This window comes from Bacillus sp. NSP9.1 (genome assembly GCF_000465465.2).
GTDB classification, from domain to species: domain Bacteria; phylum Bacillota; class Bacilli; order Bacillales; family Bacillaceae; genus Bacillus; species Bacillus sonorensis_A.
Map to the genome: position 1 here is coordinate 4,000,295 of NZ_CP048273.1, position 26,991 is coordinate 4,027,285.

The 26,991-nt window shown below is 43.7% G+C and carries 32 protein-coding genes, 7 tRNA genes and 3 pseudogenes; 9 read left to right on the plus strand and 33 right to left on the minus strand.

Annotated features, from left to right (window positions below):
• Positions 1 to 146: 146 nt before the first annotated feature.
• Both M654_RS20715 and M654_RS20720 read left to right on the plus strand, forming a co-directional pair.
• Positions 147 to 965 (plus strand): cyclase family protein, encoded by an 819-nt coding sequence (locus M654_RS20715; RefSeq protein WP_051290336.1) that lies wholly within the window; start codon positions 147 to 149, stop codon positions 963 to 965.
• A gap of 83 nt (positions 966 to 1,048) precedes the next feature.
• Positions 1,049 to 1,225 carry a hypothetical protein gene (locus M654_RS20720; protein ID WP_163170572.1) on the plus strand — a complete coding sequence of 59 codons (177 nt, stop codon included), beginning with the start codon at positions 1,049 to 1,051 and terminating at the stop codon, positions 1,223 to 1,225.
• A 370-nt stretch (positions 1,226 to 1,595) separates the two neighbouring features.
• On the opposite strand, the pseudogene M654_RS24460 reads toward M654_RS20720, so the two are convergent.
• Together M654_RS24460 and M654_RS20730 are read right to left on the minus strand one after the other, a co-directional pair.
• Positions 1,596 to 2,033: pseudogene (locus tag M654_RS24460) on the minus strand (LysR substrate-binding domain-containing protein); the annotation flags it as partial.
• A gap of 7 nt (positions 2,034 to 2,040) precedes the next feature.
• Positions 2,041 to 2,928, minus strand: coding sequence for a LysR family transcriptional regulator (locus M654_RS20730; protein ID WP_026586014.1), 888 nt, complete (start codon positions 2,926 to 2,928; stop codon positions 2,041 to 2,043).
• 189 nt (positions 2,929 to 3,117) lie between these two features.
• Here M654_RS20730 and M654_RS20735 point away from each other — a divergent pair, with 189 nt between their 5' ends.
• Positions 3,118 to 3,510, plus strand: coding sequence for a VOC family protein (locus M654_RS20735; RefSeq protein ID WP_026586013.1), 393 nt, complete (start codon positions 3,118 to 3,120; stop codon positions 3,508 to 3,510).
• 170 nt (positions 3,511 to 3,680) lie between these two features.
• On the opposite strand, the gene M654_RS20740 is transcribed toward M654_RS20735, so the two are convergent.
• A complete protein-coding gene (locus tag M654_RS20740) occupies positions 3,681 to 4,502 on the minus strand; it encodes a MerR family transcriptional regulator (protein ID WP_026586012.1) in 822 nt (273 codons plus the stop codon).
• A gap of 159 nt (positions 4,503 to 4,661) precedes the next feature.
• Here M654_RS20740 and M654_RS20745 point away from each other — a divergent pair, with 159 nt between their 5' ends.
• Together M654_RS20745 and M654_RS24015 are read left to right on the plus strand one after the other, a co-directional pair.
• Positions 4,662 to 5,858, plus strand: a complete 1,197-nt coding sequence (locus M654_RS20745) for an MFS transporter (protein ID WP_026586011.1) — start codon at positions 4,662 to 4,664, stop codon at positions 5,856 to 5,858.
• Positions 5,859 to 6,102: 244 nt separating this feature from the next.
• The gene (locus M654_RS24015; RefSeq protein WP_236251161.1) at positions 6,103 to 6,549 is read left to right on the plus strand and encodes a hypothetical protein; all 447 of its coding nucleotides are present in this window, start codon (positions 6,103 to 6,105) and stop codon (positions 6,547 to 6,549) included.
• 19 nt (positions 6,550 to 6,568) lie between these two features.
• Here the strand turns inward: M654_RS24015 and M654_RS20755 are convergent, their stop codons facing one another.
• From M654_RS20755 to M654_RS20775, 6 genes and pseudogenes are all read right to left on the minus strand, one after another.
• Positions 6,569 to 7,162: a YdeI/OmpD-associated family protein gene (locus tag M654_RS20755; RefSeq protein ID WP_026586010.1), complete on the minus strand. Its 594-nt coding sequence runs from the start codon at positions 7,160 to 7,162 to the stop codon at positions 6,569 to 6,571.
• A gap of 48 nt (positions 7,163 to 7,210) precedes the next feature.
• Positions 7,211 to 7,603: an SRPBCC family protein gene (locus M654_RS24020; protein ID WP_236251288.1), complete on the minus strand. Its 393-nt coding sequence runs from the start codon at positions 7,601 to 7,603 to the stop codon at positions 7,211 to 7,213.
• Between the two features lie 93 nt (positions 7,604 to 7,696).
• Positions 7,697 to 7,930 (minus strand): annotated as a pseudogene (locus M654_RS24170) (ArsR/SmtB family transcription factor); the annotation flags it as partial.
• Between the two features lie 447 nt (positions 7,931 to 8,377).
• Positions 8,378 to 9,001, minus strand: coding sequence for an FMN-binding negative transcriptional regulator (locus M654_RS20765; RefSeq protein ID WP_026586008.1), 624 nt, complete (start codon positions 8,999 to 9,001; stop codon positions 8,378 to 8,380).
• A 22-nt stretch (positions 9,002 to 9,023) separates the two neighbouring features.
• A complete protein-coding gene (locus M654_RS20770; RefSeq protein WP_026586007.1) occupies positions 9,024 to 9,542 on the minus strand; it encodes a spermidine/spermine N(1)-acetyltransferase in 519 nt (172 codons plus the stop codon).
• A 24-nt stretch (positions 9,543 to 9,566) separates the two neighbouring features.
• Positions 9,567 to 10,019, minus strand: coding sequence for a MarR family winged helix-turn-helix transcriptional regulator (locus M654_RS20775; RefSeq protein ID WP_026586006.1), 453 nt, complete (start codon positions 10,017 to 10,019; stop codon positions 9,567 to 9,569).
• A gap of 115 nt (positions 10,020 to 10,134) precedes the next feature.
• Between M654_RS20775 and M654_RS20780 the strand changes: the two genes are divergently transcribed.
• Positions 10,135 to 10,770, plus strand: coding sequence for a YczE/YyaS/YitT family protein (locus M654_RS20780; protein ID WP_026586005.1), 636 nt, complete (start codon positions 10,135 to 10,137; stop codon positions 10,768 to 10,770).
• A 288-nt stretch (positions 10,771 to 11,058) separates the two neighbouring features.
• On the opposite strand, the gene xynA is transcribed toward M654_RS20780, so the two are convergent.
• A complete protein-coding gene (gene xynA / locus M654_RS20785; RefSeq protein WP_026586004.1) occupies positions 11,059 to 11,700 on the minus strand; it encodes an endo-1,4-beta-xylanase XynA in 642 nt (213 codons plus the stop codon).
• 257 nt (positions 11,701 to 11,957) lie between these two features.
• Here xynA and M654_RS20790 point away from each other — a divergent pair.
• A pseudogene (locus M654_RS20790) lies at positions 11,958 to 12,131 on the plus strand (tyrosine-type recombinase/integrase); the annotation flags it as partial.
• 88 nt (positions 12,132 to 12,219) lie between these two features.
• Here M654_RS20790 and M654_RS20795 read toward each other — a convergent pair.
• From M654_RS20795 to M654_RS20830, 8 genes are all read right to left on the minus strand, one after another.
• A tRNA-Leu gene (locus M654_RS20795) sits at positions 12,220 to 12,302 on the minus strand.
• 20 nt (positions 12,303 to 12,322) lie between these two features.
• A tRNA-Leu gene (locus M654_RS20800) sits at positions 12,323 to 12,405 on the minus strand.
• Between the two features lie 10 nt (positions 12,406 to 12,415).
• A tRNA-Lys gene (locus M654_RS20805) sits at positions 12,416 to 12,491 on the minus strand.
• Between the two features lie 154 nt (positions 12,492 to 12,645).
• A tRNA-Gln gene (locus tag M654_RS20810) sits at positions 12,646 to 12,720 on the minus strand.
• A gap of 14 nt (positions 12,721 to 12,734) precedes the next feature.
• Positions 12,735 to 12,806 (minus strand) — tRNA-Glu (locus tag M654_RS20815).
• Positions 12,807 to 12,832: 26 nt separating this feature from the next.
• A tRNA-Ser gene (locus M654_RS20820) sits at positions 12,833 to 12,923 on the minus strand.
• Positions 12,924 to 12,926: 3 nt separating this feature from the next.
• Positions 12,927 to 13,001, minus strand: a tRNA-Asn gene (locus M654_RS20825).
• Between the two features lie 116 nt (positions 13,002 to 13,117).
• Positions 13,118 to 13,579, minus strand: a complete 462-nt coding sequence (locus M654_RS20830) for a SprT family protein (RefSeq protein WP_026586003.1) — start codon at positions 13,577 to 13,579, stop codon at positions 13,118 to 13,120.
• A gap of 105 nt (positions 13,580 to 13,684) precedes the next feature.
• On the opposite strand from M654_RS20830, the gene cmpA reads away from it, so the two are divergent.
• Entirely contained in the window at positions 13,685 to 13,795 is a 111-nt protein-coding gene (gene cmpA / locus M654_RS20835; protein WP_003179153.1) for a cortex morphogenetic protein CmpA, read from the plus strand.
• Between the two features lie 9 nt (positions 13,796 to 13,804).
• Here the strand turns inward: cmpA and M654_RS20840 are convergent, their stop codons facing one another.
• The 13 genes from M654_RS20840 to M654_RS20900 form a co-directional block, all read right to left on the minus strand.
• Complete coding sequence (locus M654_RS20840) at positions 13,805 to 15,967, minus strand: Tex family protein (RefSeq protein WP_026586002.1); 2,163 nt, start codon at positions 15,965 to 15,967, stop codon at positions 13,805 to 13,807.
• Positions 15,968 to 16,045: 78 nt separating this feature from the next.
• Positions 16,046 to 16,645, minus strand: a complete 600-nt coding sequence (locus M654_RS20845) for a PP2C family serine/threonine-protein phosphatase (protein WP_026586001.1) — start codon at positions 16,643 to 16,645, stop codon at positions 16,046 to 16,048.
• Positions 16,642 to 17,433 (minus strand): RNA polymerase sigma factor SigB, encoded by a 792-nt coding sequence (sigB, locus tag M654_RS20850; RefSeq protein WP_026586000.1) that lies wholly within the window; start codon positions 17,431 to 17,433, stop codon positions 16,642 to 16,644. Before sigB ends, M654_RS20845 begins: the two co-directional genes overlap by 4 nt.
• A complete protein-coding gene (gene rsbW, locus M654_RS20855) occupies positions 17,399 to 17,881 on the minus strand; it encodes an anti-sigma B factor RsbW (protein WP_026585999.1) in 483 nt (160 codons plus the stop codon). The genes sigB and rsbW overlap by 35 nt, the downstream gene beginning before the upstream one ends.
• Positions 17,881 to 18,207 carry an anti-sigma factor antagonist gene (locus tag M654_RS20860; protein WP_026585998.1) on the minus strand — a complete coding sequence of 109 codons (327 nt, stop codon included), beginning with the start codon at positions 18,205 to 18,207 and terminating at the stop codon, positions 17,881 to 17,883. The genes rsbW and M654_RS20860 overlap by 1 nt, the downstream gene beginning before the upstream one ends.
• A gap of 58 nt (positions 18,208 to 18,265) precedes the next feature.
• Complete coding sequence (locus M654_RS20865; protein ID WP_026585997.1) at positions 18,266 to 19,273, minus strand: PP2C family protein-serine/threonine phosphatase; 1,008 nt, start codon at positions 19,271 to 19,273, stop codon at positions 18,266 to 18,268.
• Positions 19,274 to 19,283: 10 nt separating this feature from the next.
• Complete coding sequence (locus M654_RS20870) at positions 19,284 to 19,685, minus strand: anti-sigma regulatory factor (RefSeq protein ID WP_026585996.1); 402 nt, start codon at positions 19,683 to 19,685, stop codon at positions 19,284 to 19,286.
• A gap of 2 nt (positions 19,686 to 19,687) precedes the next feature.
• Entirely contained in the window at positions 19,688 to 20,053 is a 366-nt protein-coding gene (locus M654_RS20875) for an STAS domain-containing protein (protein ID WP_026585995.1), read from the minus strand.
• A gap of 3 nt (positions 20,054 to 20,056) precedes the next feature.
• Positions 20,057 to 20,884 carry an RsbT co-antagonist protein RsbRA gene (locus tag M654_RS20880; protein ID WP_026585994.1) on the minus strand — a complete coding sequence of 276 codons (828 nt, stop codon included), beginning with the start codon at positions 20,882 to 20,884 and terminating at the stop codon, positions 20,057 to 20,059.
• Between the two features lie 117 nt (positions 20,885 to 21,001).
• A complete protein-coding gene (ndoA, locus tag M654_RS20885) occupies positions 21,002 to 21,352 on the minus strand; it encodes a type II toxin-antitoxin system endoribonuclease NdoA (protein ID WP_003179128.1) in 351 nt (116 codons plus the stop codon).
• A gap of 4 nt (positions 21,353 to 21,356) precedes the next feature.
• Positions 21,357 to 21,638 (minus strand): CopG family ribbon-helix-helix protein, encoded by a 282-nt coding sequence (locus M654_RS20890; protein ID WP_026585993.1) that lies wholly within the window; start codon positions 21,636 to 21,638, stop codon positions 21,357 to 21,359.
• Between the two features lie 104 nt (positions 21,639 to 21,742).
• On the minus strand, positions 21,743 to 22,912 hold the full coding sequence (gene alr / locus M654_RS20895) for an alanine racemase (RefSeq protein WP_026585992.1): 1,170 nt from the start codon (positions 22,910 to 22,912) through the stop codon (positions 21,743 to 21,745).
• A 207-nt stretch (positions 22,913 to 23,119) separates the two neighbouring features.
• Positions 23,120 to 24,136: a LolA family protein gene (locus tag M654_RS20900; RefSeq protein WP_142246052.1), complete on the minus strand. Its 1,017-nt coding sequence runs from the start codon at positions 24,134 to 24,136 to the stop codon at positions 23,120 to 23,122.
• A gap of 276 nt (positions 24,137 to 24,412) precedes the next feature.
• Here M654_RS20900 and M654_RS20905 point away from each other — a divergent pair, with 276 nt between their 5' ends.
• Positions 24,413 to 25,012 carry a rhomboid family intramembrane serine protease gene (locus M654_RS20905; RefSeq protein ID WP_026585990.1) on the plus strand — a complete coding sequence of 200 codons (600 nt, stop codon included), beginning with the start codon at positions 24,413 to 24,415 and terminating at the stop codon, positions 25,010 to 25,012.
• Here the strand turns inward: M654_RS20905 and M654_RS20910 are convergent.
• The gene (locus tag M654_RS20910) at positions 25,006 to 26,493 is read right to left on the minus strand and encodes a PH domain-containing protein (RefSeq protein ID WP_026585989.1); all 1,488 of its coding nucleotides are present in this window, start codon (positions 26,491 to 26,493) and stop codon (positions 25,006 to 25,008) included. The genes M654_RS20905 and M654_RS20910 overlap by 7 nt on opposite strands.
• Entirely contained in the window at positions 26,483 to 26,962 is a 480-nt protein-coding gene (locus M654_RS20915; RefSeq protein WP_026585988.1) for a PH domain-containing protein, read from the minus strand. The genes M654_RS20910 and M654_RS20915 overlap by 11 nt, the downstream gene beginning before the upstream one ends.
• Positions 26,963 to 26,991: the final 29 nt, after the last annotated feature.

Below are 26,991 nucleotides of genomic sequence, written 5' to 3' on the forward strand. Positions count from 1 at the left end.
TTGGAGCGGATGGCACCTCATGTAGAATGAAACTTAAGAAAACGGATACAAGGAGAGGAGAGATGAAAAAACAGAAAAAATGCCGGCTGGTCGCACTGTCTATCATGTTTTAAAAAATCACATGGCAGAAAAAGGAGAATAAACTTATGAAAATCGTAGATTTATCAGTGACCTTAAGGGACGATATTCCATCTGACCCTCCTGGTTTTATTCCCGAAATTGAATATGTGGATCATAAGCAAGGGGCCAAGCAAATGGTCCAAAGCTTCCCCGGGCTTTCTTCAGACGACCTTCCCGGCGGTGAAGGCTGGTCGCTTGAAAAAGTGAAGATGTCGACACATGCCGGAACTCATATAGACGCCCCTTACCATTATCGTTCGGTTACGGATGACGGCAAGCGGATGGCGACGATTGATGAAGTTCCTCTTGAGTGGTTTCACGGCCCTGGCGTCAAGCTGGATTTCAGACATTTTGAAGATGGACGAATCGTCACTCCGGATGACATCGAGAAAGAACTTCAACGAATCAATCATACGCTTGCTCCCGGCGACATTGTCCTTGTCAATACATCGGCCGGCGCCAAATACGGACAGAAAGATTACTTGAACAGCGGCTGCGGCATGGGGCGCGAAGCCACGCTCTCTTTAACCGAGCGCGGCGTGCGCCTTGTCGGTACTGACGCTTGGAGCTGGGATGCTCCGTTCAGTGTAACCGCCAGGCGCTTTGAGACGGAAAAAGACCCGGCGATTATTTGGGAAGGACATTACTCCGGAAGTAAAATCCCTTACTGCCAAATTGAAAAACTCGCCAATCTTGAGCAATTGCCTTCCACCGGTTTTTATGTGATGGCTTTTCCCGTAAAAGTTGAAAGAGCTTCAGCCGGATGGGCGCGTCCTGTCGCCATTCTTCACGCTGAACGTGAAATAAAGGATGAAGTGGTCAATGGCAAGAATACAATTAGCTGAAATTGATCGGGTACATAATGAACAAAAAGCGTAATACCAGCGGTTTCCGGCAAATTTAACGCGGGCTTTGCTGCGTTTGATTGATGAATGTGCGTACCCGCGTAAAAGTAACCGATTTAACATTTGAAAATACGAAACAAATATTCAGTGAACAGGAAAGAGCCGAATTCACTCTTTTGAATGTCGCACGTTTTTTGGAAACATTGGCTGTCGATCTGGATGAAGCGCCGCCCTCTTGGGATGGTGTAGAGCGAGCATGAAAGACTGACAAATACAGAAGAACCGAGGGAATACCCCTTGGTTCTTTTGGTCATACAACCTGGGTAAATAGGCAATAAAATGAATATAAGACGGCTAAAACTCCCGCTATTAAATTGAATTCGTTGTGTTTATGTTCCTGTTTTATCAACGTGAAGAAGAAAAGACCTGAAAAGAAAAATCCAATGAACCATCCAATGGAGATTTGCAGAAAAGTTAAAACAAAGCCGGTAACCCCCATCATTTGAAACACTCTAGGTAATTTGCCCACCAATAATACCCTCCTTTATTCATCACGATAACTCAACGCCTTTCGGAATTCATTGAGTAAAGTTTTATCGTTCAAAAAAATCTGGAACGTTCGGACATTACCTAGATAGTAAATTCAGATTCTTCTTTGTCAGCTTCATAAACCGAACGTAAGACAAGCTTAACAAAAGCCTCAACAGCCGGAAATTGCCATTTTTTCTTCTTAGTCAGCATGTGGGAATAAAGCGGGGCCGAGTTTTTCAGAATGGGTCAGAATGTTTTAGCTAGCCGCAATCCACTTCATCTTTCACTGTCATATAAGGTAAAGCAGAAAACCCGAGTCCGCTCATGACCATTTGTTTAATCGCTTCTATATTCCATCGTTTGAAAGTAGTGGAGATCATGTTTTAAAAGGTATCTTTCAAACATTGTCCGATAACTGCAGCCTTCTTCATTCGTTATAAAAAAATGGTTTTGATCATCTTCCAAATGATCCGGCCCTTCACTGCTGCCGACAAGGACGATCCTCTCCTCAGCCAGTGTATGATGAACGCATTTTTCTTTCAAGTTATGGACTCCATTCAGAAAAGTGATTCTTCACAAACTGCTTAAATTTCTCCACTGCCGGTGATAAATATCTTCCTTCTATCCAGGCGATGCCAATCAGACGTTGGCATTCCGGCCAGCTGATCCGGACTTTGGAGATATGGCTCTGATCCAGTCCTTTTAGGTCGGGCAGGATTGAAATACCGAGTCCTGAGGCGACAAAGCCTGCTGCGGTGGCCACTTCCTCACCTTCAAAGAGGATCTCCGGTTGAATTTGCGCTTTTTCAAAAAGTTCATCTACTGTGTATCGGAGTGCGTAACCATTTTTTAATACGATAAAAGGCTCTTTGGCGACTTCATCCAATGTCACACTTTCACAATCGGCTAATCGGTGTCCTTTTGGCACAAACAAAAAAAGCTCTTCACTCCATAATTGCACCCAATGAATGGACTTTTCGGGCTTGATGGATTGCAGTAAGCAAAGATCCAGTTCACCGGACTTCAGTTTATCGAGAAGCCAGTAAGAGTGATTTTGTCTCAGGTGAAACTGAATTCCCGGATGCTGACGTTTAAAAGATCCGATTAAATCCGGAACAATCGTTGTCCCAAGCGTATGCAAAAAGCCGAGTGATACTTCCCCATGGTCCGGATCCAATAACTGTTTGATTTCTTCTTTGCCGTCATGAAACTCTTTCATCATCACATCCACCCGTCTTAAAAAAATCTCTCCATACTTGTTCAGCCTGATTGTGCGTCCTTGTCTGTCAAACAGCTGAACACCTAAATAGACCTCTAAACGATGGATAGAACGTGAAAGTGCAGGCTGAGAGATCGATAAACATTCTGCAGCTTTTGTGACGTGCTGTATCCGGGCAAGAGCTTGAAAATACTCAAGTTGTTCCCATTCCATAGGTTCCGTCTCCTTCCCATCTCATGACACTAAAACATTAAAAACATATTTATAATGCATTATATAATATAAATGAATAGTGCTACCATCATTGATAAAGGGGCCGAGAAGATGTGCAGAAGACAAGGCAAAGCGTTTCAACTATTCTTGATGTTGTAAAATAAATATCTTCATTGGGAGGAATTGATTGTGATCAAACGGCTTGATCATTTTGTTTTAACTGTAAAAGACCTTCAAGAGACAATCAGCTTTTATACGCGGGTTTTGGGAATGAAAGAAGAAACGTTTGGCTCAGGCAGAAAAGCGTTGCGTTTTGGCAATCAAAAAATAAATTTGCACGAGGCTGGCAATGAATTCACTCCCAAAGCAAAACATCCGCTTCCCGGCTCTGCAGATCTCTGTTTTATCGCGGAAGAAACAATAGACGATATAATCGAACATCTACGTCAAAACAATGTGAACATTGAGGAGGGACCTGTCAGAAGAACCGGCGCGCTTGGTCCGATTGTATCTGTATATATTAGGGATCCTGATCAAAACCTGATTGAAATATCACAGGATCTAGACCCTTTAAAAAGCTGAAAAAGAAGGGATGAGTTTCCTCTCCCTTCTTTTTAGGACTCACTTTATTCGCCGCCACTTGTGTTAGCACGTTTTAACCTTGGCAGTTAATTGCTTTTCTCAGCGGAAGCCGGAAATGAGCTTAGATTAACGTCCTGCTTCATGCTTATCTCATTAATGCCAAGATTCGTTTACACCTCTTGAACTTGAATAAGGATTTTGGTGATTTGATTTTCAAATCCATCGACCATCACTTCATCAAGCATGAATTCCTCATATGCATACTCACCTATCTGCATCCCATTCTTTTCAATGAATTGAATGATTCTGCTGTAGGCATCTTCAACTTCTTCGCCTTTTTGGTAGCCGATTGCATACAGCCCTTTTCGTCTCACATGCTCGTTTGCCGTATCGATTCCTTCTTTTACTTTTACATAAAAGTGAATGTAATTATAGAAGTCTTTATTTAAGATTTGTTCCCGTGCCAATATACCGCCGACAGGATACCCCTCATCTAATCCACGAGACTCAACATCGTGAATGAGCTCTGAAATGGCTGCAACGTATTTTCGTTCTGGTAAATGTAAAGTATTTTTGCCGATCATAAATGTTTCTTCATTTAAATATTGGAAAGAAACCGAAGAGAAGTCTGTTTTTAACGCTTGTTCTGTTAACGACACTTTCGTCTCGATGATCTTTTGCAAATGCTTGAGCTTTTTCACTTTGTCCTCAATTTCAACAGACTTTTCTTTCAGAAGCGGTAAGATTCGGCCCGGTGTTTTACCTTTGATGAGGGACTTGATTTCTTTTAACGGTAAACCAACCTCTTTAAACAAGTTGATCACTTGAAAAAGCTCAAATTGATGATAAGAATAATACCTATAACCATTCTCTTTTTTGATCTCCGGAGAAATCAAACCGATCTCATCATAGTGAAACAGCGTTTGTTTTTTGATGTTGCAGAGCTTGGCAAACTCACCCGTTGTGAAATATTTTTTTAAATCTTCGCTCATAAAAAATCTCCTTGACTATACGGTAACCATATACTTTATGATTTTATTGTACTTGAACACAGCTTCGATCCAAAAAGAAAAGGATCATAAAAAAACGGAAAAACTCTCCGCTGGAAACGATTACGCTTTGCCTTGATTAATGTAAGAGGAGTTTTATAGATGAAAAAATCAATAAGAGAACAAAAAACGGTGCTTATTATATTATTAAGCAACATTTTCATAGCATTTCTTGGCATCGGTTTAATTATTCCAGTTATGCCTTCCTTTATGAATATCATGCATTTATCCGGCAGTACAATGGGGTATCTTGTTGCGGTTTTCGCCATTTCCCAATTAATCACTTCCCCTTTTGCGGGAAGATGGGCTGACCGTTTTGGAAGAAAAAAAATGATTGTCATCGGATTGCTTGTATTCAGTATATCAGAGTTGATTTTTGGATTGGGAACCCATGTTTCCATGTTTTATTTATCGAGGATATTGGGCGGAGTCAGCGCCGCCTTTATCATGCCTGCCGTTACAGCGTATGTAGCTGATATAACAACACTGCAGGAAAGGTCAAAGGCGATGGGCTATGTTTCGGCAGCGATTAGCACCGGCTTTATTATTGGACCTGGTGCCGGAGGATTTATAGCCGAATATGGGATTCGGATGCCATTTTTCTTCGCTGCCGCCTTGGCATTTACAGCAGCTGTCTCTTCCGTTTTTATATTAAAAGAATCCTTGTCAAAAGAAGAACGGGAACAACTCTCGTCTCAAACAAAGGAATCCAATTTCTTTAACGACTTGAAGAGGTCGATTCATCCTGTCTATTTCATTGCATTTGTGATCGTTTTTGTGCTGGCTTTCGGCTTGTCAGCCTACGAAACGGTATTCAGCTTGTTTTCTGATCATAAGTTCGGCTTCACACCAAAGGATATCGCAATCATTGTTACGATCAGTTCGATCGTTGCCGTCATTATTCAAGTTTTACTATTCGGGAAATTGGTCAATAAACTTGGAGAGAAAAGGATGATTCAGCTTTGCCTCATCACCGGCGCGGTCTTGGCTTTCGTGTCAACTGTCATGTCAGGGTTTTTAGCTGTTTTGCTTGTCACTTGTTTTATTTTTCTGGCGTTTGATTTGCTGCGCCCGGCCCTGACGACTTTCTTATCCAAAGTCGCCGGTAACCAGCAGGGTTTTGTTGCAGGGATGAACTCCACTTACACGAGCTTAGGAAATATCTTTGGTCCGGCTCTGGGCGGTATTCTCTTTGATCTTAACATTCATTATCCTTTCCTTTTTGCAGGCATCGTGATGATTATCGGCCTGGGTCTTACAATGGTGTGGAAAGAAAAAGCAAATGAAGTTCAATCTTAAATGAGGCCGGAATCACAATACAGTTGCGTTAAAAGAAAAACAGACCAAATCATATTGGGATGTTTCAGATTGTTGACAAAATCCTTTCAGCGTGACCCTCAACCTTTGCAGTCTAGAAAGGCCGGGCATCGGAGCGGACTTTCACAGGATGTGATGACGGCGGCGTTCAGGCAGTAGGCCTGCGCAATTAGCCGCCGATCCTCGTTATCATTCGTGAGCACCGACTGAGCAGACCTGACAACGAATGCGAGGGTTTGTCGACACGCTGGCGCCCCTGTTTCAGGGTTTTGATTTTAAAGAAAGTGTTAAGAACATGGTTCAATTTTTTACAGAAGTTTTATTAAACATTGCCAATATTATTCCTGATGCTGCTAGACTTATCATTAAGGAGGAGATATCTAATCTAAATATATTGTTTATTCCATCAATGAAAAGTGTCCATAAAACATATATGGTAATCGCATTTAGTGCAAACATTTTAAACCATCTAGGTATCGCCAGCCAAGCTTTTAAAAGATCGGTAGAAAATTTGCCCATTTTGTTTCTCCTTATTATTTTTCTGATCTTTTATCAAAATAACATAGTTAAATTTTCAACGCTACATGCTCTGCCTTTTGATTTCTCACTTGGTATGTTTTTCAATCCAAAAAAACATAAATGTGCGGAAATAAAAAAATACCAAGGCGTCTAACCCTTGATATTTCTTTTGACTAATCCTTTAATCCCTTTCCATCGAGAATGTTCTGCACATATTTTTCAACCCTTGACTCTCGGGTTTTGGATTGTTTGGCTTGAGAAAAATAAAGAATATATGCTCTTTGCCGTCCCGGGGTTAATCCTTCAAAAGCAGCTTTCAAGCCAGGGATTTCTTCGAATTTTTTTTGAAGTTCTGCAGGAATTTGATATTCTGTATTCTTTTTAAAATCGACTTCCAAACCGGCTTTTTCAACTTCAATCGCTTCATGAATATAGGCTTTCAGGATGGTTTCCAGTTCAATGATTTCCTCAACATTTTTGAAGCGAATCTGCCGCGCCGCTTGTACATTCTCCGTTTGTTGAACAAGAATCCCATGCGGGTCCTTTAACAAGGCACCTTTATGAAACAGAAGCGCACAATATTCTTTAAATCCATGGATTAAAACGATGTTTTTGTTATTAAACGTGTAACAAGGATGCATCCACTTAAATTCTTCGGTCAGCTCACAGTCAAGAACGATATGTCTTAACTTCTCAAATTCTTTCTTCCACTTTGTAGCCCTGCTTAAAAATTCTTCGACCTTGGGATTTATTTGACTATTTGTCATCAAGGAACACCCTCTTTCCGAGCAGTTTGCTTTTTCCTATACTCTTTCTTACATTTCTTCTAACAATTTTTTAAGATCTTCGCCCATTTTCGCCCAACCGAATTTTGCACCATTGAACGCTTGATCTTCTTTTTCGAAACCTGTGTGTTCGAGATGCAGGGAGGTTTTTCCCTCCTCATGCTTTAATGTCCATGTGACTGTAGTGTTTATTCCGCCGCCGACCCAAGTGTAAGATAGCTTGTAAGGCTCGTCTATTTCAAGAACTTCGGAATCAATTATTAAATTCCACTGCTCATTGCGAAACTGAAATTGATGTCCGACGACAGGCTTAAAATCATTAGGCATGATCCATTTTGCAAGAGTATCTGCATCCGTTAAAGCGAGCCATACCTTCTCGATCGGGCTCTCAAAAGTAAAATCATGTGATACTGTTAAATCCATGTTTTGTTCCTCCTTTAATATTTGGTCTAAAAGCAACATTCTTTCACTCCAGAATTTCCTGTAAAACGATACCCAATCCTCTATTTCTTTCAATGGGGCAGCATTCAGCCGATAACGCGTTTCCCTGCCGGCCTTTCTGCTCATGACGAGACCGGCCTCTTTAAGGATTGCCAAATGCTTTGAAATAGCGGTACGGCCCATGTCAAAATGAGCGGTCAACTCTTTGAGCGGCAATTCTTCCACATCCGCTAACAAGCGCATCAATTGACGTCTTGTTGGGTCGGCAACAGCTGCATAAATATCACGATCTTGATTTTTCTCGTTCAAAATCCTCCTCCCCTTAATTGGACACCAATTGGTGTCTTAATTATATGACACTAATTGGTGTCATGTCAATTTTATCTTAGACATGACGGTTTCGGTTTTATTCTCCCAGCATTTAATTTGCCGGTTACGGAACAATAAAAGAAAGCTTGAGCATGAGACGACTTTAGCTTAATAAACGGGTTGTTCACCGCCTAGTTGAAAAAACCCGGCACAAAATGGGCACTGTTATAAATCAATGAATTAAAATAAACAAAAAAAAGAATAGCCTTTCGACTATCCTTTTATTTATCTTTGTACCTTTCCCTGCGGAACCAAATGACAATCAGTATAATTCCTTGTACCGCCGGACGATTTGAATGATCTATCAAATCAACAATTTGAGCAATGCACTAACTGCTCCGGTTCCATCCTTTCATTCTCACAGCAAAGGGTTTAATAAAAGTAGGCTTATATTTGATTTTTCATTCTCTTTTCCATCTGTTCTGCCACTTGTTTCGAATTTGGATTTTCTTCATTTTGCAATTGATCAATGATGTTCGTATAATCCGTTTCATTGCGATTTTGACTTAATTTATATGCAGCCTGAATGTCTTCCACCTTAATCTTAAACCCGACAATCGCTTTCAGTTGGCTTTCTAAAAGTTGAGGAGAAAGCCCATCCCATAAAATGGGGTTTTTTCGATGTTTTTCGTATTTTTCCATCATAATTGTTAATTCTTCTATTAATTCATCTCTCTCTAGCATGCTTGCTTTACCGTATATATGGACGGCTTGATAATTCCAAGTTGGAACATCTTCATGCCCATACCAAGAAGAAGAAATGTAAGCGTGCGGTCCCTGAAACATAACAAGCACATCATCACAGGTTTCAAATGTTCTCCACTGAGGATTTCCATAAGCGATATGCCCAGTGATATAGTAATCATCACCTTTTTTATTGAAGCCTAAAGGCAAATGAGTGGCAATAGGTTTTCCTTGTTCTGTCGTGACGATTGTGCCAAAAGCGTTTTTTTGGACAAAATCCCAAATTTCATCAACATTTTCGACCTTAAAATATTTTGGAATATACATCATCATCCCCCTTCCTATAAAGTTATAGGAGTGTTTTCGTCATGATCAAGTCCGTTTGTTCTTCATCCCCCATATAAAAAGAGTGGGCTCCGGTTTGGACAAACCCCATTTTCTTATAAAAATCAATGGCATTTTCGTTTTTTTCCCATACGCCCAGCCAGATTTTCTTTTTATTCCGTTCCTTCGCAATTTCCACAGCTTTATTGAACAGATATTTACCAAGCCCGTGTTTTTGAAAGTTGTTCTTGATATAAATTCTCTCGATTTCAAGTGAATCATCACCCATTTTTTCAGACTGGGCCTCATCGGTGTTGACCTTTAAATATCCAGCGACTTCATTGTTAAAATAAACAAAAAAGAATTGCGAAGAGCTATTGGATAATTCTTTTTCTAATTGTTTTAAGTTAAATGCCTTGTCCAAGTAGGCTTTCATATTTTCTGGCGAGTTCTGATGCTTAAATGTCTCATTAAATGTTTCATAACCAATTTCCTGAAGCTTGTGTAAGTCTTCAAGGGTACACCTTTTTATATTTACTGTCATTCAATCTGCCGCTCCTTTACGCTGTCAATAATTTCTTTTGTTCCCCTTTTTCACGAATTCCCAGTCCTTTTCTACATTTTTTCTTACTCTTTGAAGAAGATTGAAGATAGTCTCCGCTTCCCCCTCGGAAAATCCCTCTAATGCCACACGATTCGAATGATCATTTTCTCTTTTGATAAAAGGAAATACCTCATTTCCCTTTTCCGTCGGAAAGAGTTTTTTTATTTTTTTGTTATGTTCATCATCTTTCTTTTCAATAAAGCCCTTCATTTCAAGTTTTTTTATTGCCCGGGCTGCGGTTGTCCGGTCTACTTTAATCATCTCAGCCAACTTCTCCTGAATGATTCCCGGGTTTTCGCATATTCGGACAAGGTACAAATACTGCCCTTTTGTCAGATCATGTTCTTTAAATTCGATATTGCTTATAGAATCCAATGCTCGGGCAATCATTCCAATTTCACGAAGGATTTCTTTCATCGCTGCCTCCTGCGCACATATTTTTGTTGTAAATGCAATAAAATTGTTGTACATTCAATATAGCCGATTTTTGTTGCATTTGCAAGGAAAAATAACAATAAAGAGGTCGAGTAAAGTGAAGTTTATTTTTTATGTATTAGGCATTTTAATATTAACCCTCGGTATTGCTTTCACGATCCAATCAGACCTTGGAGTTTCACCTTTTGATGCACTTTTGGTGGGACTGTCCGTAAATGTCGGGCTAACTGTGGGAAGTTGGGAAGTCATCATGGCTCTAATATTAATAGGCTGCAATTCGTTTTTAAAAAGACAAAGACCGGAAGTTTCGGGGATGCTAACGGCGTTTATAACCGGTATCGGCATTGACATGTGGCTTTTTTTGCTGCATTTTTTTGTGACACCAGAACAATGGTACAGCAAAGCGATTTGTTTTGGAATCGGCTTGGTTGTTACAGGGTTAGGAACCGCGACATACTTATACACAAATTTTGCTTCGATGCCAATTGACCGTTTAACATTCATCATAAAAGAATTAACGAGAACCAATATATTTTTTTCGAGAACGTTCATTTACCTCGCCTTCTTGATACTGGCCATGATTTTGAATGGACCAATCGGCATTGGAACTTTATTAACCGTTTGTTTAGGGGGGCTGATCCTTAATGGCTTTATGCCGTTTACTGAAAAAGCATTGAACCGTATATTGACAAAATCCAATATATCAGCAGATGATGTAAAACATTCGATATAGAATGGATGTTAAGTAAGAGGCAAAAAACAGATGAATATAAAAAATACCAAGGGCGTCAAAACCCTTGGTATCTCTGGTATGCGGCCGAGAGGACTTGAACATTTGCCTAGTAGAAAACGACCTTTAACCATTACTAACGATTTTAATAATCATTTACCATACCCGAGGCATATATTGGAATTCCAACTAAAAGACCGCCGCCTCTTAGTAACTCACAATAACAATGATTATAAAATTTCTCAAGGAACGACCAGCAGCCCGTTAGCTACCCTGATTAAAGGTAATCTGTTACCACACTGTTACGTTAGAACTTCCACTACTTTGATATCCCTCTGTCGCTAAGACTTGGTAAGACCAATTACTACCCAGATTCATTCCATGACTCTTCCATGCTTTAACATGATTGCTGAAAGTGATTTTAGCGTTGCTTCCAGTTGGTCTCTTGGACTGGCGAACACTCCAGTACTGCGTGAAAGTAGTTTTTTCGCCATCAATGGAAGGTGCGTTATAACGTGTAGTTGTATATATGTCATATGTACCCCCATCACTTTTTACAGTACCTTTATACGTTCCAGTAGGTCTATAAGTACCCCATGAATCCACTACATAATATTCTATGAGAGGTGATCTCGTCCAACCATATAAAGCCAAATATCCATTGCCATTCGGCGCCCAAACTCCGGCATTATAGTTTATTGTCCTAGATGGCGAACCTGTAGTCCAACCTTTACCAACAACGAAATTTCCGGTATTAGACCAATTCACACTGTAATTCCCTCCAGGCCCATTAACAGCGTTTACTGTTCCGCCGCCATCAGTCCAATTTTGCCAGTAATCTGTGCTAGCTGCAGAGGCGGTTGCCGAAAACAAGCTAATACTCATTAAAGCTGCCGTTAATCCAACTAAGAAATTCCTTTTAAACTTAAACATATGTTACCTCCTATATATTTTTTCTGACTTTGACATGAGGTAGCACTCGTATATATTTAAAACATTATTAATTACTAACGCCAAAGCGTTTGATCGTCCCCTTCAATATAATATCACGAATTCATGAGTGAATATTAATAATATATGTAAAATAATTACAAAGACCTAAAAAATTACATTATAAGTGTTCTTGTATCACCATAGCCTTATCCTCTTTTCGCAGAATCACAATTCTTGTTTCTAAATCTGATGGAGTTATGTCCGACCTCCGACATTCACATGTCGCTCTTTTAATAAACCAAGGTGAAGACTACATTACTATAAAGGAACGTCTAGGCCATGGTTCAGTGAGAACAACTATCGACGTTTACGGGCACTTATATCCCAACAAACAGAAAGAAATGGCGGACAAGTTAGATGACTTATTTTAAGTAAGTGGGCACAGCGTGGGCACAATAGCGAAAAAACTAGACCAACACAAAAATACCAAGGGCGTCAAAACCCTTGGTATTCCTATGATGCGGCCGAGAGGACTTGAACCTCCACGGGGTTGCCCCCACTAGGCCCTCAACCTAGCGCGTCTGCCATTCCGCCACGACCGCATGATATGTTGTTTTTAAAGTGCGGGTGAAGGGACTCGAACCCCCACGCCGTAAAGACACTAGATCCTAAGTCTAGCGCGTCTGCCAATTCCGCCACACCCGCTTATGTGACATGGTGAGCCATGAAGGACTCGAACCTTCGACCCTCTGATTAAAAGTCAGATGCTCTACCAACTGAGCTAATGGCTCAAGATTAAATGACATCCTTAGATTGAAGCTAATACAACGACGTCCACATCTCAGAAAGCTTTTTCGAGATGCCGCTCGATGTGTACGCTGAAGTAACTTCTCCGAAGCGTATTCGGACGTGCTCTACCAACTGAGCTAATGGCTCAAATAAAGATGGCTGGGCTAGCTGGATTCGAACCAACGCATGACGGAGTCAAAGTCCGTTGCCTTACCGCTTGGCTATAGCCCAACAGCTATGAGAAATGACCCGTACGGGATTCGAACCCGTGTTACCGCCGTGAAAGGGCGGTGTCTTAACCACTTGACCAACGGGCCATATGATGTCAATATCGCATTTTAAATGGCGGAGAAGGAGGGATTTGAACCCTCGCGCCGCTTACGCGACCTACACCCTTAGCAGGGGCGCCTCTTCAGCCACTTGAGTACTTCTCCATATGGCTCCACAGGCAGGATTCGAACCTGCGACCGATCGGTTAACAGCCGATAGCTCTACCACTGAGCTACTGTGGAATGATCAGACTCATTCATTATACCTATATCGACAAATTGTGTCAAGAACAACAATTTGTTTTTGATGCCCTGTCTTGCGACGGCTTTTATAATTTAACATAGGCAAGTCTGATCAGTCAACCCTTTTTCACAATTTCTTTTATTTTCCCTCCGCACTTTCCGCAAACATAGCGGCTTGTATCCATGGCGCGCTTGCGCACAAAAGTTTGTCCGCATGCTGCACACTTGTATGTGCGCACTTTTCTCGGCTGTTTTTTCGCATCGGCGAGCGGTGTGCAGAACCTTGGGGCTCCGACTTCCTTTAAGAGCATTCTAAAATCTCTGTCGCGGTGTTTGTAGCCTTTTCCTTCAAGATGAAGGTGGTAATGGCAGAGCTCATGCTTGATGATGCCTTCAAGCTCTTGTCGGCCGTGCTCTGCCAAATATTTTTTGTTCAGCTCGATATCGTGCGAGTGCAATAAATATCTGCCTCCGGTCGTCTTCAGGCGGCTGTTGAAATAAGCCTTGTGCCGGAACGGCTTTTTAAAATAGGTCAAAGACAGCTGTTCTGTCAGCTGCTGCAATTGCTGATCGTCCATTGAATCCACCTCATTTTCAAAAACATCGAACAGGACAAATTCCCGTCGGCATAAACTAAAACAAAACCCACACTCTATCTTCAGAGCCTTCAGGAGGGATTGTCAATGCCGAATTGGCTCAAAAACCAGATGCAAAGAGCTTTTTACGAAAAGGATCATTACCAGATTAAACTGCTGAATCAGTGCTGGTATTTTTACAGAAAAAAACACTGCTGATGAGCAGTGCTATTTTTCTTTTACCATCGATAACGACACCCTTCCTTTCGCCGCATCTGCACGCTCTACCCAAACTGTCACGATATCGCCGACCGATACGACGTCAAGCGGATGTTTGACAAAGGAACGGCTGAGCTTGGAAATGTGCACAAGCCCGTCCTGTTTGACACCGATGTCGACGAATGCGCCGAAATCGACGACATTGCGCACCGTACCCTGCAGCTCCATTCCTTCTTTTAAATCCTCCAGTTGGAGCACATCGGTTTTGAGAAGAGGTTTAGGCACTTCATCCCTTGGATCGCGCTCAGGCCTTGTCAGCTGGGCGCAAATGTCTTTCAGCGTGATCGCGCCGATTGCCAATTGTTCCGCCGCTTCACGAATATCCAGTTCATTTATTTTGCCCTGGAGCTCGGCCGAACCGATTTGCTCTGTTGACAAGCCCAGCTTTTTCAAAAGCTCTCTCGTTTCTTTGTAGCTTTCCGGGTGGATGCCTGTGCGGTCAAGCGGTTCATCGCCGTCAGGCACCCTCAAAAAGCCGATGCACTGCTCATATGTTTTCGCTCCGAGCCGCGGAATATCTTTCAGCTCTTTGCGGGTCGAGAATTTTCCGACTTCCTCCCGTTTTTTGACGATGTTGGATGCCACTGATTTCGATAAACCGGCAACATACTGCAACAGCGCGGCCGATGCTGTGTTGACATTGACGCCGACCTGGTTGACGACGGTTTCCACGACAAAGCGGAGGGAGTCGTTTAATTTTTTCTGGCTGACATCGTGCTGATATTGACCGACGCCGACTGATTTAGGGTCGATTTTGACAAGCTCGGCAAGCGGATCTTGAAGCCGGCGGGCGATCGACACGGCGCTCCGCTCTTCCACCTGCAGGTCGGGGAACTCTTCCCTGGCCAGCTCTGAAGCGGAGTAGACGCTTGCTCCCGCTTCATTGACGATCAGGTAATAAACCTTTCTGTCGATGCCTTTCAAAAGGTCGGCGATAAATTGTTCGGTCTCTCTTGACGCCGTCCCGTTACCAATCGCGATCACTTCAATTTGAAATTCTTCGATGATATGTTTCACTTTATCCATCGCTGCGTTTTTCTTGTTGACAGGCGGGTGCGGGTAGATCACATCGATTTTCAGCACCTTCCCTGTCTCATCGACGACCGCAAGCTTGCAGCCGGTGCGGAAGGCCGGGTCAACGCCGAGGACGAGCTTCCCTTTCATCGGCGGCTGCAGCAAGAGCTTGCGCAGGTTTTCGGCAAAGATGTGAATCGCTTGGTCCTCCGCTTTTTCGGTCAGCTCTTTTCTGATCTCCCTTTCGATGGACGGCTGGATCAGGCGTTTATAGCCGTCTTCAATCGCGTCCTTCAGCAAGTCTTTCGCCGTTGTTTGTTTATGCTTAAGGATTTGTTTTTCTAAATAATCGAGGATGCGGTCGAGTGGCGGCTCGACGGACACTTTTAAAATGTCCTCTTTTTCGCCGCGGTTGACGGCGAGCACGCGATGAGGCACGATTTTTTGGATCGGCTCTTCATATTCATAATACATTTCATAGATTTTCTTTTCGTCCGCTTCAGCGTCTTTGGCCGCAGACTTTAATGTTCCTCGTTTGAAAGTTTCCCGGCGAATCCATCTTCTGAATTCAGGTTCGTCGGAAATCCGTTCGGCAAGAATGTTTTTCGCGCCTTCCAGCGCTTCCTCGGCGCTGAAGACTTCTTTTTCTTCGTTTATGTATTTTTGTGCTTCAGCCAGTATGTTTTTGTTCTGCGGCAGGGCGCTGATGAAATCAGCCAAAGGCTCAAGCCCCTTGCTTTTGGCGATGGTCGCTTTTGTTTTTCTTTTCTGTTTATAGGGTCTGTATAAGTCTTCTACTTCCTGAAGCTTGTCCGCCTTTTCGATCTTGAGCTTGAGCACGTCTGTCAGCTTGTCCTGCTCGGCAATCAGACGGATGACTTCTTCCTTCCGCTGATTTAAGTGCTGAATGTATCCCCAGCGTTCGGAGATCGTTTGAATTTGCACTTCATCCATAGAACCCGTCTGTTCCTTGCGGTATCTCGCGATAAAAGGCACGGTGTTTCCATCTTCCAATAATTGAATGACATTGCCGACGTGCTTCGGCGCCAGCTCCGTCTCTTTTGCGATTTGTTTGACGATTAACGCTAAAGTATCCATTGTATCCTCCATAAGAATGTTGTCCTATTAGTGTACCAAAAGATATTGAAAAACACCTATATCAAAAGGACAGCTCCTCTAAAAAAGCTGTCCGATGATGTAGGTCAGATCGTCTTTTCCCATCAGCGTATAAGTTTCAAGCTGATCTGAAATATCTCCGGGAGAGTGGTGCAGTTTCAAATAAGATCGAAGGCCTGGTACGACCAAGCCGTCTGAATGGATGATAAATCTCGATCCTTTTTCATACGTATAGGTGAATGTTTTATAGGTTTGCGGTTTTCCCGACATATATCCGGTCACGGGGAGAGGGTAAATATATTGATCTGAAGGAGCATATAGGATAAAGCGAATATTGCCGATTGAGCTGTAAGCGATGGTCCTCGTTTTAAAATCGGCTTTTAAAATCGAGACGGTCGCACCCCGCTTTTGCTTCAGCGCTTGATTGCACCTCTCCATCAAGCTTGCGACATCTTCATCACCATGCTCTTTGACAACCTCGCTGATCGCCGAAGAGGATTCATGAGCCATTTCACCGCTTCCCAGTCCGTCGGCCAGGGCACAGATCATTCCCTGGTCGGTCGCATTGAAATAAAAGCTGTCTCCGCAGATCGATTTCCCGTCTTTAGGCAGCTGGTAGACAAGTGCGCGAATGTGGTCATTCGATTCGGTCCAGATCATGGCTTTAACTCCATCAAGGGATCTTCTGACAAAGCTTCCCTCAGACGTTTGACGGCTTTCCTCTGCAGCCTCGATACGTGCATTTGCGATATGCCCAGCATTTCCCCTGTTTCTTTTTGGCTTTTGTTTTCGATGTAAGTCAGCTCGATGATTTTTTTCTCACGATCGGACAGGACATGCCATACACTTTCCAGCATCAGCTTTTGGTTGACTCTTTCATAGCCTTCTTCCTGTGAGCCGACGATATCCAGAATCGTCACCGTACTGCCGTCGGCATCGGCTTCAATGCTGTGGTCAACGGAAAGCGCCTGATAGCTTTTCCCCATTTCCATCGTTTCCAGCACTTCTTCTTCCGTCACCCCGAGATATTCGGCGATTTCCTCGACTCTGGGCGACCTCTGGGTCTCCGCCGTCAGCCGGTCAACCGCCATTTTGATCCGGGGTCCGAGTTCCTTGATTCTTCTCGGCACATGGACACTCCAGGTTTTATCCCGGAGAAACCGCTTGATTTCTCCGACGATGGTCGGTATGGCAAAGGCTTCAAACGATTTTCCCACATCAGGATCGTACCGTTTGATCGCCCCCAGCAAACCGAGCATTCCCACCTGGCTCAGATCTTCGTGAAAACTTTGGCCTTTGGAATACTTTTTGGCCAGCGCCTCGACGAGATGTTGATATGTCTGGACAAGGATCGCTTGAGCCTCTTCATCATGGCTTTCCTGATATTTTTTAATCAGCCGGGCGACTTCATCTTTAGTTGGTTTCGTATTTTTGGACGGTTGTGCCATCATCAACTCGCTCCCTGTTTAAGAACTTTGTCATCGACACGGTGACACCAGAGTTAATTTGCACATTCACTTCATCCATGAGCGTTTCCATTAAATATAAGCCGAGCCCTCCTTCTGACAGCTGATCTGCTGTATGCTCAGGAGAGTATGGCCCAAGCGCTTCCTGTTTATCGCAAATATCGAAGCTGTCCCCTTGATCTGCGACAACAATCTCAAGGCGATCTTCAAAAACGCCGAACCTGACGGAGACCTCCCCTTGTTTATCCGCTTGATAAGCGTGCTGCACAGCGTTCGTGCAAGCTTCGCTCACAGCGATTTTCAAATCTTCGATATCGTCATAGGAATATCCCATTTTGCTCGCAATCCCCGACAGGGTCAAACGAACAATTCCCACGTACTCCGGTTTGGCAGGTGATTTCATTTCAATGTAATCAACTGCAGTCTTCATTATAATCCACCCTCTGACTTTCCAGAAATATCAATGATGTCCTTTAAGCCTGTAATATCAAACAAACGAATTAAGCGTTCAGATAGATTTTCAAGCACCAAAGAACCCCCAGTCCTGTTTACCGCTTTATATACGCCTACAAAAACGCCCAGTCCCGTGCTGTCCATATATGACACGTCTTTCAGGCAAACTTTCAGATCCCTTCCTTCCTCTGCGAGCGGCATCAGCTTATCACGCAGTGCAGGTGCAGAGTGGACATCGATTTCTCCCGCTACTTTGATTTCTATTGCATAATCAGTTTTGTTCGTATCGACTGCCAAATTCACAATATCACCTCTGATTCTCTTTAATCGCTACAGTATGATTACCCGGCAACATGAAACATTAAACCTTTCTTCTGAAAACGATGAGAGTGAAATCATCATGGAGCTGAAATTCCTGGAGCTTGAGCAGATGTTCGTAAATCTTCTCAACCATTTGCTGCGCCGGCTCCTTCATATGTACGCTGATCAGGTCTTGAAGATCGCCGCGCTCCAAAAATCCGGACTCTGTTCTGGATTCAGTCACTCCGTCTGAAAAAAGAATAATCATATCGCCGATATCTAGTTTTTGCTCACATTGTTCATAATCATAATCTGAAGAAATGCCGAGAACGAGACCTTTCGCTTTTAAATCATAGAATTTGTTTTCTCCTGAAGAATAATAAAAGCCAGGTTCATGACCGGCGGATGCATACGTGAATAGGTGTTTTTGAAGATGATAGTTTCCGTAAAACATCGTAATAAACATGCTCGGATCGACATTTTGTTCGACCACCCTGTTCAAGCTTTTCAGCACCTGTGAAGGATCAGTGCCCGAATCCGGCAGAGAATCCATCGCATACTTGATCATCGACATGCACAATGCGGCAGGTATGCCTTTCCCGATCACATCTGCAATGGCGATATTCATCGATTCCTGATCGCGGACGAAATGATAATAATCACCGCTCATTTGCTTCGCCGGAACGCTCAGCGCCCCGATTTCGAGGGCTTCGACTTTCGGAATTGTTGTCTCAAGCAGCGTCTGCTGCACATTTGCGGCAATTTCCATTTCCGATTTAATTTCCTGCTGAATGCCTCTTAATGTTTGATGTTCTTGATAGGCCAACCCGTATCCAATCATCACTTCAATTAAAAAGTCGAGCGAATGGAACACATGGTCTGGAAGATCCGGATACAATTCAGACAGAACTTTTCGGTGTATGCTGATAATTTCTTCCGGCGGCACTTGATGTTCGATCGTTTTTCTGCTGAATTTCTGTCCCTGATAAAGGGACGTTTCTGTCAGTTCAGATATATAACGGCTAAGCAGCTGTCGATAGCGCTGCTCAATCACTTCCCTGAAATCCATTTCTCCCCTCCTACCGCAGCCACTTTACGGCTTGTATGTCTGTTCCATTTTCTGCGTCTGAATTCAATTCGAATTGATCCATTAAACGCTTTACCCCCGGGAGTCCGGCTCCAAGACCGCCTGAAGTCGAGAAACCGTCTTCCATCACCTTCCTGATGTCGGCGATTCCCGGCCCTTCATCCACCGCAGTGATTTTCAATCCCTTTTTACCCCTTTCTTGAACCTGTTCGATACAAATTTGACCTTTGCCGGCATATAAATAGATGTTCCGGGCCAGCTCAGAAATGGCCGTCGTAATCCTGGCCTGGTCGACTGTGCCGAATCCCAGTTCTTTCGCGACATTTCGCCCGAGCTGTCTGGCAGCCACGATATCCCACTCTGTCAAAATCTTCACACAGGACTGGTCTTTCATGTCTATTCCCCCAATTCCCGCTGCAATGTCTCGAGCCCTTTTTCGAGATCGAGCGCCGTTTCGATCTCGTCCAGCGAAATGCCGAGTTCAATCAATGTCACGGCAACAGCCGGCTGTATGCCGGTCAGAACGACTTTGGCCCCCATGAGTTTTGACATTGCGATCACATCGCCAAGCACTTTGGCGATGAATGAATCGATGATATCCACTGATGTCAGGTCGATCACCACTCCGTTCGATCCTGTTTCATAAATTTTATTGAGCAAATCCTCCTGAAAGTTCAGAGCGGTTTGGTCATCGAGCTCCACTTGAATGGATACCAGCAAACAATTGTACAGTTTCAATATGGGAATTTTAGGCACTCTCAACGTCTATTCCTCCAGTGAAACAATTTTTCTGTCCGTCATTTCCAATGCCGTTTGAATTCCTTTTTGCAGGGTGTTTTTTGTAATGACCTGGGTGAGGTCAATTCCCAGATTGACAATCGTCTGCGCGATTTCCGGGCGAATTCCGACGAGCAGGCATTTAGCCCCGACCAGTCTGACAGCTTCAGAAGCTTGAATGATGTGGTGCGCCACCATCGTATCGACAACCGGCACTCCCGTAATGTCGATTAAAACCACTTCTGAACGATGCTTGACGACACCGCTCAAAAGATTTTCCATGATTTTTTTGGCGCGCTCCGTATCGATCGTACCGACGAGAGGCATCACCGTAATGTTGTCAAACACCGGAATGAGCGGAGCGGACAGCTCTTGTAAAGCAACCTTTTGCAGAGCAACGGTTTTTTCCCAGGAAATGGCGTATTGATTCAAAATTTCGCTGTTGATCGGTTCGATAAAATGATCGATCTGCCAGATCAGATCGTAGCACTGCTTGTCTTCAGGAACATCCTTGTTCATTTCATAGTAAAGGTGCTTCCAAAACGCCCCCACCCCTGATGAGAGAAGCTTGAGCGGAACACTCATCTGCACAGCCTTTGAAGAAAACTGATAAATCGTGTCGATCACTTTGTCATCATCTGTGTCTGAATGGTTCAGCAAAATATCAATGTATTCATTGCTGATCGTCTGATACATGTGTTCAGTCAGTTTTGCGTTTGATATTTTTTTGTTCAAGTTTTTCAGAATATCGGCCAGATTTTGCGCAAGCTCATCTTGATGTTCTGAAATAAACGATAATACCGCTTGATTCGACATGTTCATCCCCCCAACTACATGCGATAACAATTTTTGGACTAACAGTATTATTATATCGTTTGTTATTTTTGAACACAAAAAAAGTTGCTCTTAAGTATGAGCAACTCTGTGTTCTTATTAAAAATCGATAAGGGCCAAACTGATTTGTAAGGCTTCGTTGACTTTTTCCATCATTTCATCATCGAGATGAGTGATTTTGTCCGTTAATCTTTGCTTATCAATCGTCCGAATCTGTTCGAGCAATATAACGGAATCTCTTTCAAAACCATAGCGTTTCGCATCAATTTCGACGTGGGTAGGTAATTTTGCTTTCTGTATTTGGGCTGTTATGGCTGCAACAATAGCAGTTGGGCTGAAGCGATTGCCGATGTTGTTTTGTATCACTAAAACCGGGCGCACCCCGCCTTGTTCTGAGCCAACAACAGGAGATAGATCAGCAAAATAAACATCGCCGCGTTTAACAATCAAATGATTATCCTCCGCTTACTAAGCGCTCTACTGTGTTTTCAGCCTCATACTCTGCAAATTGTGCCTCGGAAGAGATGTTCAAATTGATTTTTGCCATCTCCATATAACCGCGTCTCATCGATTCCCGAATTTGTCGATTTTTGCGCTCGCGTAAATACATTTTTGTGGCTTGGTAAATCAGTTCATTTCTGCTCCCGTTATCTTGCATGACGACACCATCAAGTTCCGATACTAAAGCTTCTGGCAAGCGAATCATAATTTCAGTTGTTGCGCTGGATTCAGACAAAAACATACACCTCCACCAAACTTACGGATACAATTCCATTCCAATCATAATCATATCACTATTCTCTCCGCAAGCAAAGCTGTTTTTCCGCTTATGATTTATTTTCAAATATGATTAGGCAAGATCGGATTCCTTATTTCCATTATACTCCCATTTTCCAAAAACATACGGGGGACCCGCGAACTTATCATGCACGTAATTTCATAATTAATCGTCTCCAGCCTTTTAGCGATTTCATCGACTGGAATCCATTCGTCGTCTTGTCTGCCGATCAATGTCACTTTTGTGCCGACCGGATATTCTTCGGGAAGGGAAATCATAAACTGATCCATACAGATTCTGCCGGCGATCTTCTGCCTTTTCCCGTCAATCAGCACTTCTGTGCCGGCCAGACGGCGCAGCCATCCATCGGCATAGCCGACCGCTACGGTTCCGATCCATTCGTCGTGCGTGGCCGTATACGTCGCTCCATAGCTGACGCTTTCACCTTTTTTGATTTTTTTCACATGGGTGAGTTCAGTGTGGAGCGAGAACACTTCCCGCAACCGGAACGGAAGCTCGTCCTTTATTTCCGTTGACGGCGACAAGCCGTACATGCTTATGCCGAAACGGACGGCATTAAAAAGCTGTTTTTTGAAACGCAGACCGGCGGCGCTGTTTGATGAATGCACCATAATGCGATCGAGCGGGAGCGGTCTGATCAGCTCTTCGAAACGGTTCAGCTGCATGTTGAAATAATCGGTATCCAATTCATCAGCTGTCGCAAAATGGGTGAAAACCCCTGTGCAATCAAGCTTTTGACTCGATTCGGTGATCTCCATCATCTCTTTTATATCCTCTTCCGTTTTGCAGCCGAGCCGCCCCATCCCCGTGTCGATTTTTAGATGGAATTCAAGAGGAGCCCCGGTGTCATCGAGGCAGCCGAGCACTTCCTTCAGCCATTGCACCGAATAGCCCGTTAAGATAATCCGCTTGTCTGCAGCAATACCGGCATACTCCGGCGGCACCGCGCCGAGGACAAGTATCGGTTCGTCAATCCCTCCCGCTCTCAATGAGAGCGCTTCATCCAATAAAGCCACGGCAAGAATAGACGCCCCTTCGCTAAGAGCCGCCTTCGCCACCTGTACATCTCCATGACCATAGGCATTCGCTTTTACAACGGCCATCAGATGAACATCTTCGCCGATATGCCGCTTCATATTGCGGACATTTTCTTTTAATGCCGTTAAGTCGATCTCCGCCCAGGTCTTTCTATAAAACGGTTTTAAGCTCATCCATTGACACTTCCTGTTCTGTTTCAAATCATCTTCCCCCATCATACTAAAAAAGCCGTTGAAAGGGAAATTTTGTCCTCTGTATTCTCCCAATAAATTGCTGGTTCCATATACATTTTGCGGAAGCAGTCTTTAAAACATACATTGATTGAAAATAAAAACAGCCTGTTCTTCCGTCTATCGAAGAACAAGCTGTTTGGGCTGCAGTTACTTGGACGATTGACCCTGCATGCTTTTGGCAACCATCAGAAGCTCATCCTGGGAGAGGTCCTCTGATGAGATGAAATAATCGACTCCGTCATATGTCCAAGAAACTGATTTGTCTGTTAAAACACCGACTGTAAATCCGAGGTTGACCGGTTCACCGTTCATGGTAACCGCTGTCGAAGTTTTGGCGACGCGGGCTTTTTCCTGGATTAAAGTGAACGATTTTTCTCCGCCGTATGTGATGATGACTCTTTTGCCGTCATCTGTCGTGATTTCCTTTTCTTCAAGTTTTTTTGCGCCCTGCGGTACATCAAGCGGCGTTTTGACGGCGAATGTGTCCGACGGCTCAGCGCTTGTCGCCACATCTATTTGAGAAAGCGTCATATTTTTCTTTTCATCGAAAGAGTCTTTATCAAAAGGTTTATTAAATTCAAAGCTTGTGAATTCAACCTTTACCATTGTTTTTCGGTCTGTATCCATCACCTTCACCGATTGAGGGGCCATGTTTTTCTTATTGAATACGATTTCTTGTGTGGGGAGCATCTGATTATGCTGATAGTTTGTCTTCGTTTCAAAAGTATACTTTGAGTCCTTTGCTGAAAAGGAAGCTTCTCCATCGTTTTTGATGTCTTTTACGAGTGATTCAAACAAATAGACCTGGCTGCTGTTGTTTGGCCAATCGCTATGAAAACGGAAGCTTTTGTTCAAGGATGGCGTCAAGACAAACACGCCGTTTTCATTTCGCAAAATCACCTGGCTTTGGTCTTTTTTCGGGTTTTCCAAGTAGACCCGGTAAAAAGAAGGTTTTTTATGCCAGATCTCCACATTATACTCTTGCGGTTCATTGCCCGTTTCGATCGTCATTTTTGCTTTTGCCTTATAGGACGTGTATTCTTTTGCCTTCTTATCGAGCCCCGTCACAACATCTTCTTGCGATTTTTGGCCGCAGGCAGAAAGCATAAAGACGACAAGCAGCCCCGTTAAAAGCAAAACAAAGCTTTTTCTCACCTTTTTCAACCCCTTTTTAATCATTGATGTAAAAAGGAAGAAACCGCTTGTTCGACTTTAACGGTACGCCTTTAAAACAGGGGCCGGCCAGGATCGGCATGCGTACCATAAAAGCCTGCAACGACTTGTCTCCCTTATTGCACTACCCAATATATGAGGGTGGGTGAGACAATATGCAGACTAGCATGACAACCTTTTGAATTCGTTTCATCGGCATACTTTTCCGGCGCCCGCTCATAAACGTGTTACTATAGATGTACGAGATCATTGTAAAGGGGCTTGGGCATGTTTATCAGAACAGAAAATTTTCAGACGTTTATCAGGCTTTTTCCGGTGACGACCGCTATATTGGCCCTGCAGCTTGCCATCTGGATTCTTTTTATCATCCCTCTTCCCGGTGTGCAAATGTGGTCCGATGCCTTGATCGGATTTAACTGGGGCATTGCCAACGGCGAATGGTGGCGGCTGGCAACGCCGATTTTCATTCACGGGGGTTTTGCGCACCTGCTCTTCAACTCGATGTCGCTGTTTTTATTTGCTCCCGGACTTGAGCGGATGCTGGGCAAGCTAAGATTCATCATCATTTATCTAGCAGCCGGTGTGGCCGGCAATATCGGCACCTTTTTCATCGAGCCTCTTGAGTATATGCATGTCGGGGCTTCCGGAGCCATCTTCGGCTTGTTCGGCGTTTATTTATACATCGCGCTGTTTAAAAAAGAGCTGATGGGCAGAGAAAATTCGCAAATCATTGTGACCATTCTTGCCGTTTCTGTTTTGATGACGTTTATCAATCAAAACATTAACATCATGGCTCACATTTTTGGCCTGATCGGCGGATTTGCGCTTTCACCGCTGCTCGTCAAAAAAAAGAGTGGCGGCTATTGACCGGTCACTCTTTTTTCATAGGAATACCAAGCAAAAATCTCTTCCGAATCTTTCTGATCCACATCAGCTACAGAAAACTTCTCCATTAAAATGGATGATTTTGTTGATGTATGAATGGAAACAAGCTTTCTTCTGCGCTGAAAAAACGAACGGCTGACCTCAAAAACCTGCATGCGCCGGCGCTTGACGACGGCTGTCGTCCTGCTGATGAAGCGGGAGGACACGATCAGCCTGTCACCGCTGATTTTCCATCCGGCATCACGGTAAGCCAAGTAGCCGATGATCCAAAAAAGAGGGATCAACAGGATGGATAAATACCCCCATGGCGACAGAAATATGCTGAGGGGAATCACCGCGAGAACAGGCCAGGACGCGCGCAGCAAATACCTTCTCATCGACCGCTTCGGCAAACGGTTCAATTCTTCTTCAGGAGCATAATCCGGAAGAAAATCACAAAGATGTTTTTTGATCTGTTTTTTCTTGATGATCGGAAACAAGACGGTTGATTTGTCCTCTTCCATCGCGCTTCCGCCGGCGCTGACGATTGTGACGGTTGCATAGCCGAACGGCTGCCTGATCAGGCTTTCTTTTATTTTAATCGCCTGAATACGCTGCAGCGGAATGGTCGTTTGATGCTTTTCGATCAGCCCCCGGGAAATGATAATGTCTTTGTTTTTTCTCACGATCGTGAAATTCGCATATTTTAAAAGCATCCCGATGACGCTGAGCAGCCAGGCGATGACCAGTCCGATGAAGACGACCAGTCCGATGACGGCGGCCCCGGCGCTGTTCAAAAAAGAAAAACGCTCATACAGCCAGTCCAAATTGAAAACATCGTCGATTTGAGTAATAAAGGCGAAAACCCCTGAAATGATCACGCCGATGCCGCTTGAAGTCGAGGCGGCGACGAGAAGCTCCTGCCCGCTCATTTTATATGTCAGCTCAGGTGCCTGCGGTGCTTCTTCCACTTTCTCGACAGCCTCTTTTTGCAGTCCTGCTTCACCTGTTGCAATACCTGTTATTTCCCGCTTCCTGTCAAACAGAACCTGCTGGATATTGTCAGCTTCTTCCTGTGTGATGGCGACAAGGGACACTTCCGCTTCTTTGCCGTCACCGGCCGTTTCGACCTGAAGCTTGACAAGCTTAAACATTTGCTGGATGAGACCCGCGCTCGTGTTGATCGTTTGAATGCGCTCAATCGGAATGTACCTTTTCTTTCTGGTGATCAGACCTTCCTCGATCCGCAGTTCATCCTCCTCAATCCGATAGGTGAATTTCCGCCATTTGATTATGCTGCTTGCAATCAAAAAAAGGAAAATCAGCACACCCGCAGCGATCGCTATCATTTTGACAAGATGGTTTTGATTTAAGAAAAAGGCCACACCAAAAGGAATGATATAATTCTTAACGGTTTCAACAAGCCCGGTAAAAAAATTGAGAATCATGGCTGCCGGGTGCATACGCTTCGGTTCAGACATCATCTTCTGTCACCCTTGCCAAACGGGAGATGAAATCCCTGAGCTGATCGGCTTCTTCCATATCGAGAGCCGGGATTGAATGGGTTGTCGCCGCTGTTGAAATTTGCACTGAAGCGAGATTGTATTTTCTCAGCAGCGGCCCTTGTGATGTATCAACATGCTGAACCCTGACCATCGGCACGATCACGCGCGTCACGACGAAAATCCCGTGCTGAATATCAATTTCATTCTCATGGACTTCATAGCGCCATATTTTGTGGCGGAGATTCGGGATAATCCATATGGTGAAAATGGAAAGGATCAGCCATACGGCGCCTGCCAAAATCCCGATCCATAAAGGCCACTGAAAAACCACGCAAAGCACGGTCAAACCGGCGGCTGTCAGAAATAAAATGAATGATGTGATGATTGCGGAAATTCTCCATACTTTTACGCCATCACGGCTGATTTGATTTTTCGGTTCATTTCTCAACATTTGACTCCCCCAATCTTTATTCTTAT

Bases quoted from the DNA above. Each gene is read 5' to 3' on its own strand.
- M654_RS20775 (WP_026586006.1), bottom strand. From the start codon at position 10,019: ATGAAAGAAATCCTTCGTGAAATTGGAATGATTGCCCGAGCATTGGAT.
- M654_RS24015 (WP_236251161.1), top strand. From the start codon at position 6,103: ATGCGAGGGTTTGTCGACACGCTGGCGCCCCTGTTTCAGGGTTTTGAT.
- M654_RS20730 (WP_026586014.1), bottom strand. From the start codon at position 2,928: ATGGAATGGGAACAACTTGAGTATTTTCAAGCTCTTGCCCGGATACAG.
- M654_RS20720 (WP_163170572.1), top strand. From the start codon at position 1,049: ATGAATGTGCGTACCCGCGTAAAAGTAACCGATTTAACATTTGAAAAT.
- sigB (WP_026586000.1), bottom strand. From the start codon at position 17,433: ATGGCACAACCGTCCAAAAATACGAAACCAACTAAAGATGAAGTCGCC.
- M654_RS20745 (WP_026586011.1), top strand. From the start codon at position 4,662: ATGAAAAAATCAATAAGAGAACAAAAAACGGTGCTTATTATATTATTA.
- M654_RS20840 (WP_026586002.1), bottom strand. From the start codon at position 15,967: ATGGATACTTTAGCGTTAATCGTCAAACAAATCGCAAAAGAGACGGAG.
- M654_RS20845 (WP_026586001.1), bottom strand. From the start codon at position 16,645: ATGATCTGGACCGAATCGAATGACCACATTCGCGCACTTGTCTACCAG.
- M654_RS20830 (WP_026586003.1), bottom strand. From the start codon at position 13,579: ATGGACGATCAGCAATTGCAGCAGCTGACAGAACAGCTGTCTTTGACC.
- rsbW (WP_026585999.1), bottom strand. From the start codon at position 17,881: ATGAAGACTGCAGTTGATTACATTGAAATGAAATCACCTGCCAAACCG.
- M654_RS20870 (WP_026585996.1), bottom strand. From the start codon at position 19,685: ATGAAAGACCAGTCCTGTGTGAAGATTTTGACAGAGTGGGATATCGTG.
- M654_RS20905 (WP_026585990.1), top strand. From the start codon at position 24,413: ATGTTTATCAGAACAGAAAATTTTCAGACGTTTATCAGGCTTTTTCCG.
- xynA (WP_026586004.1), bottom strand. From the start codon at position 11,700: ATGTTTAAGTTTAAAAGGAATTTCTTAGTTGGATTAACGGCAGCTTTA.
- M654_RS20865 (WP_026585997.1), bottom strand. From the start codon at position 19,273: ATGGATTTCAGGGAAGTGATTGAGCAGCGCTATCGACAGCTGCTTAGC.
- M654_RS20755 (WP_026586010.1), bottom strand. From the start codon at position 7,162: ATGACAAATAGTCAAATAAATCCCAAGGTCGAAGAATTTTTAAGCAGG.
- M654_RS20765 (WP_026586008.1), bottom strand. From the start codon at position 9,001: ATGTATATTCCAAAATATTTTAAGGTCGAAAATGTTGATGAAATTTGG.
- M654_RS20770 (WP_026586007.1), bottom strand. From the start codon at position 9,542: ATGACAGTAAATATAAAAAGGTGTACCCTTGAAGACTTACACAAGCTT.
- alr (WP_026585992.1), bottom strand. From the start codon at position 22,912: ATGAGCTTAAAACCGTTTTATAGAAAGACCTGGGCGGAGATCGACTTA.
- M654_RS20715 (WP_051290336.1), top strand. From the start codon at position 147: ATGAAAATCGTAGATTTATCAGTGACCTTAAGGGACGATATTCCATCT.
- M654_RS20910 (WP_026585989.1), bottom strand. From the start codon at position 26,493: ATGATGTCTGAACCGAAGCGTATGCACCCGGCAGCCATGATTCTCAAT.
- M654_RS24020 (WP_236251288.1), bottom strand. From the start codon at position 7,603: ATGGATTTAACAGTATCACATGATTTTACTTTTGAGAGCCCGATCGAG.
- M654_RS20740 (WP_026586012.1), bottom strand. From the start codon at position 4,502: ATGAGCGAAGATTTAAAAAAATATTTCACAACGGGTGAGTTTGCCAAG.
- M654_RS20880 (WP_026585994.1), bottom strand. From the start codon at position 20,884: ATGTCGAATCAAGCGGTATTATCGTTTATTTCAGAACATCAAGATGAG.
- cmpA (WP_003179153.1), top strand. From the start codon at position 13,685: ATGCCGAATTGGCTCAAAAACCAGATGCAAAGAGCTTTTTACGAAAAG.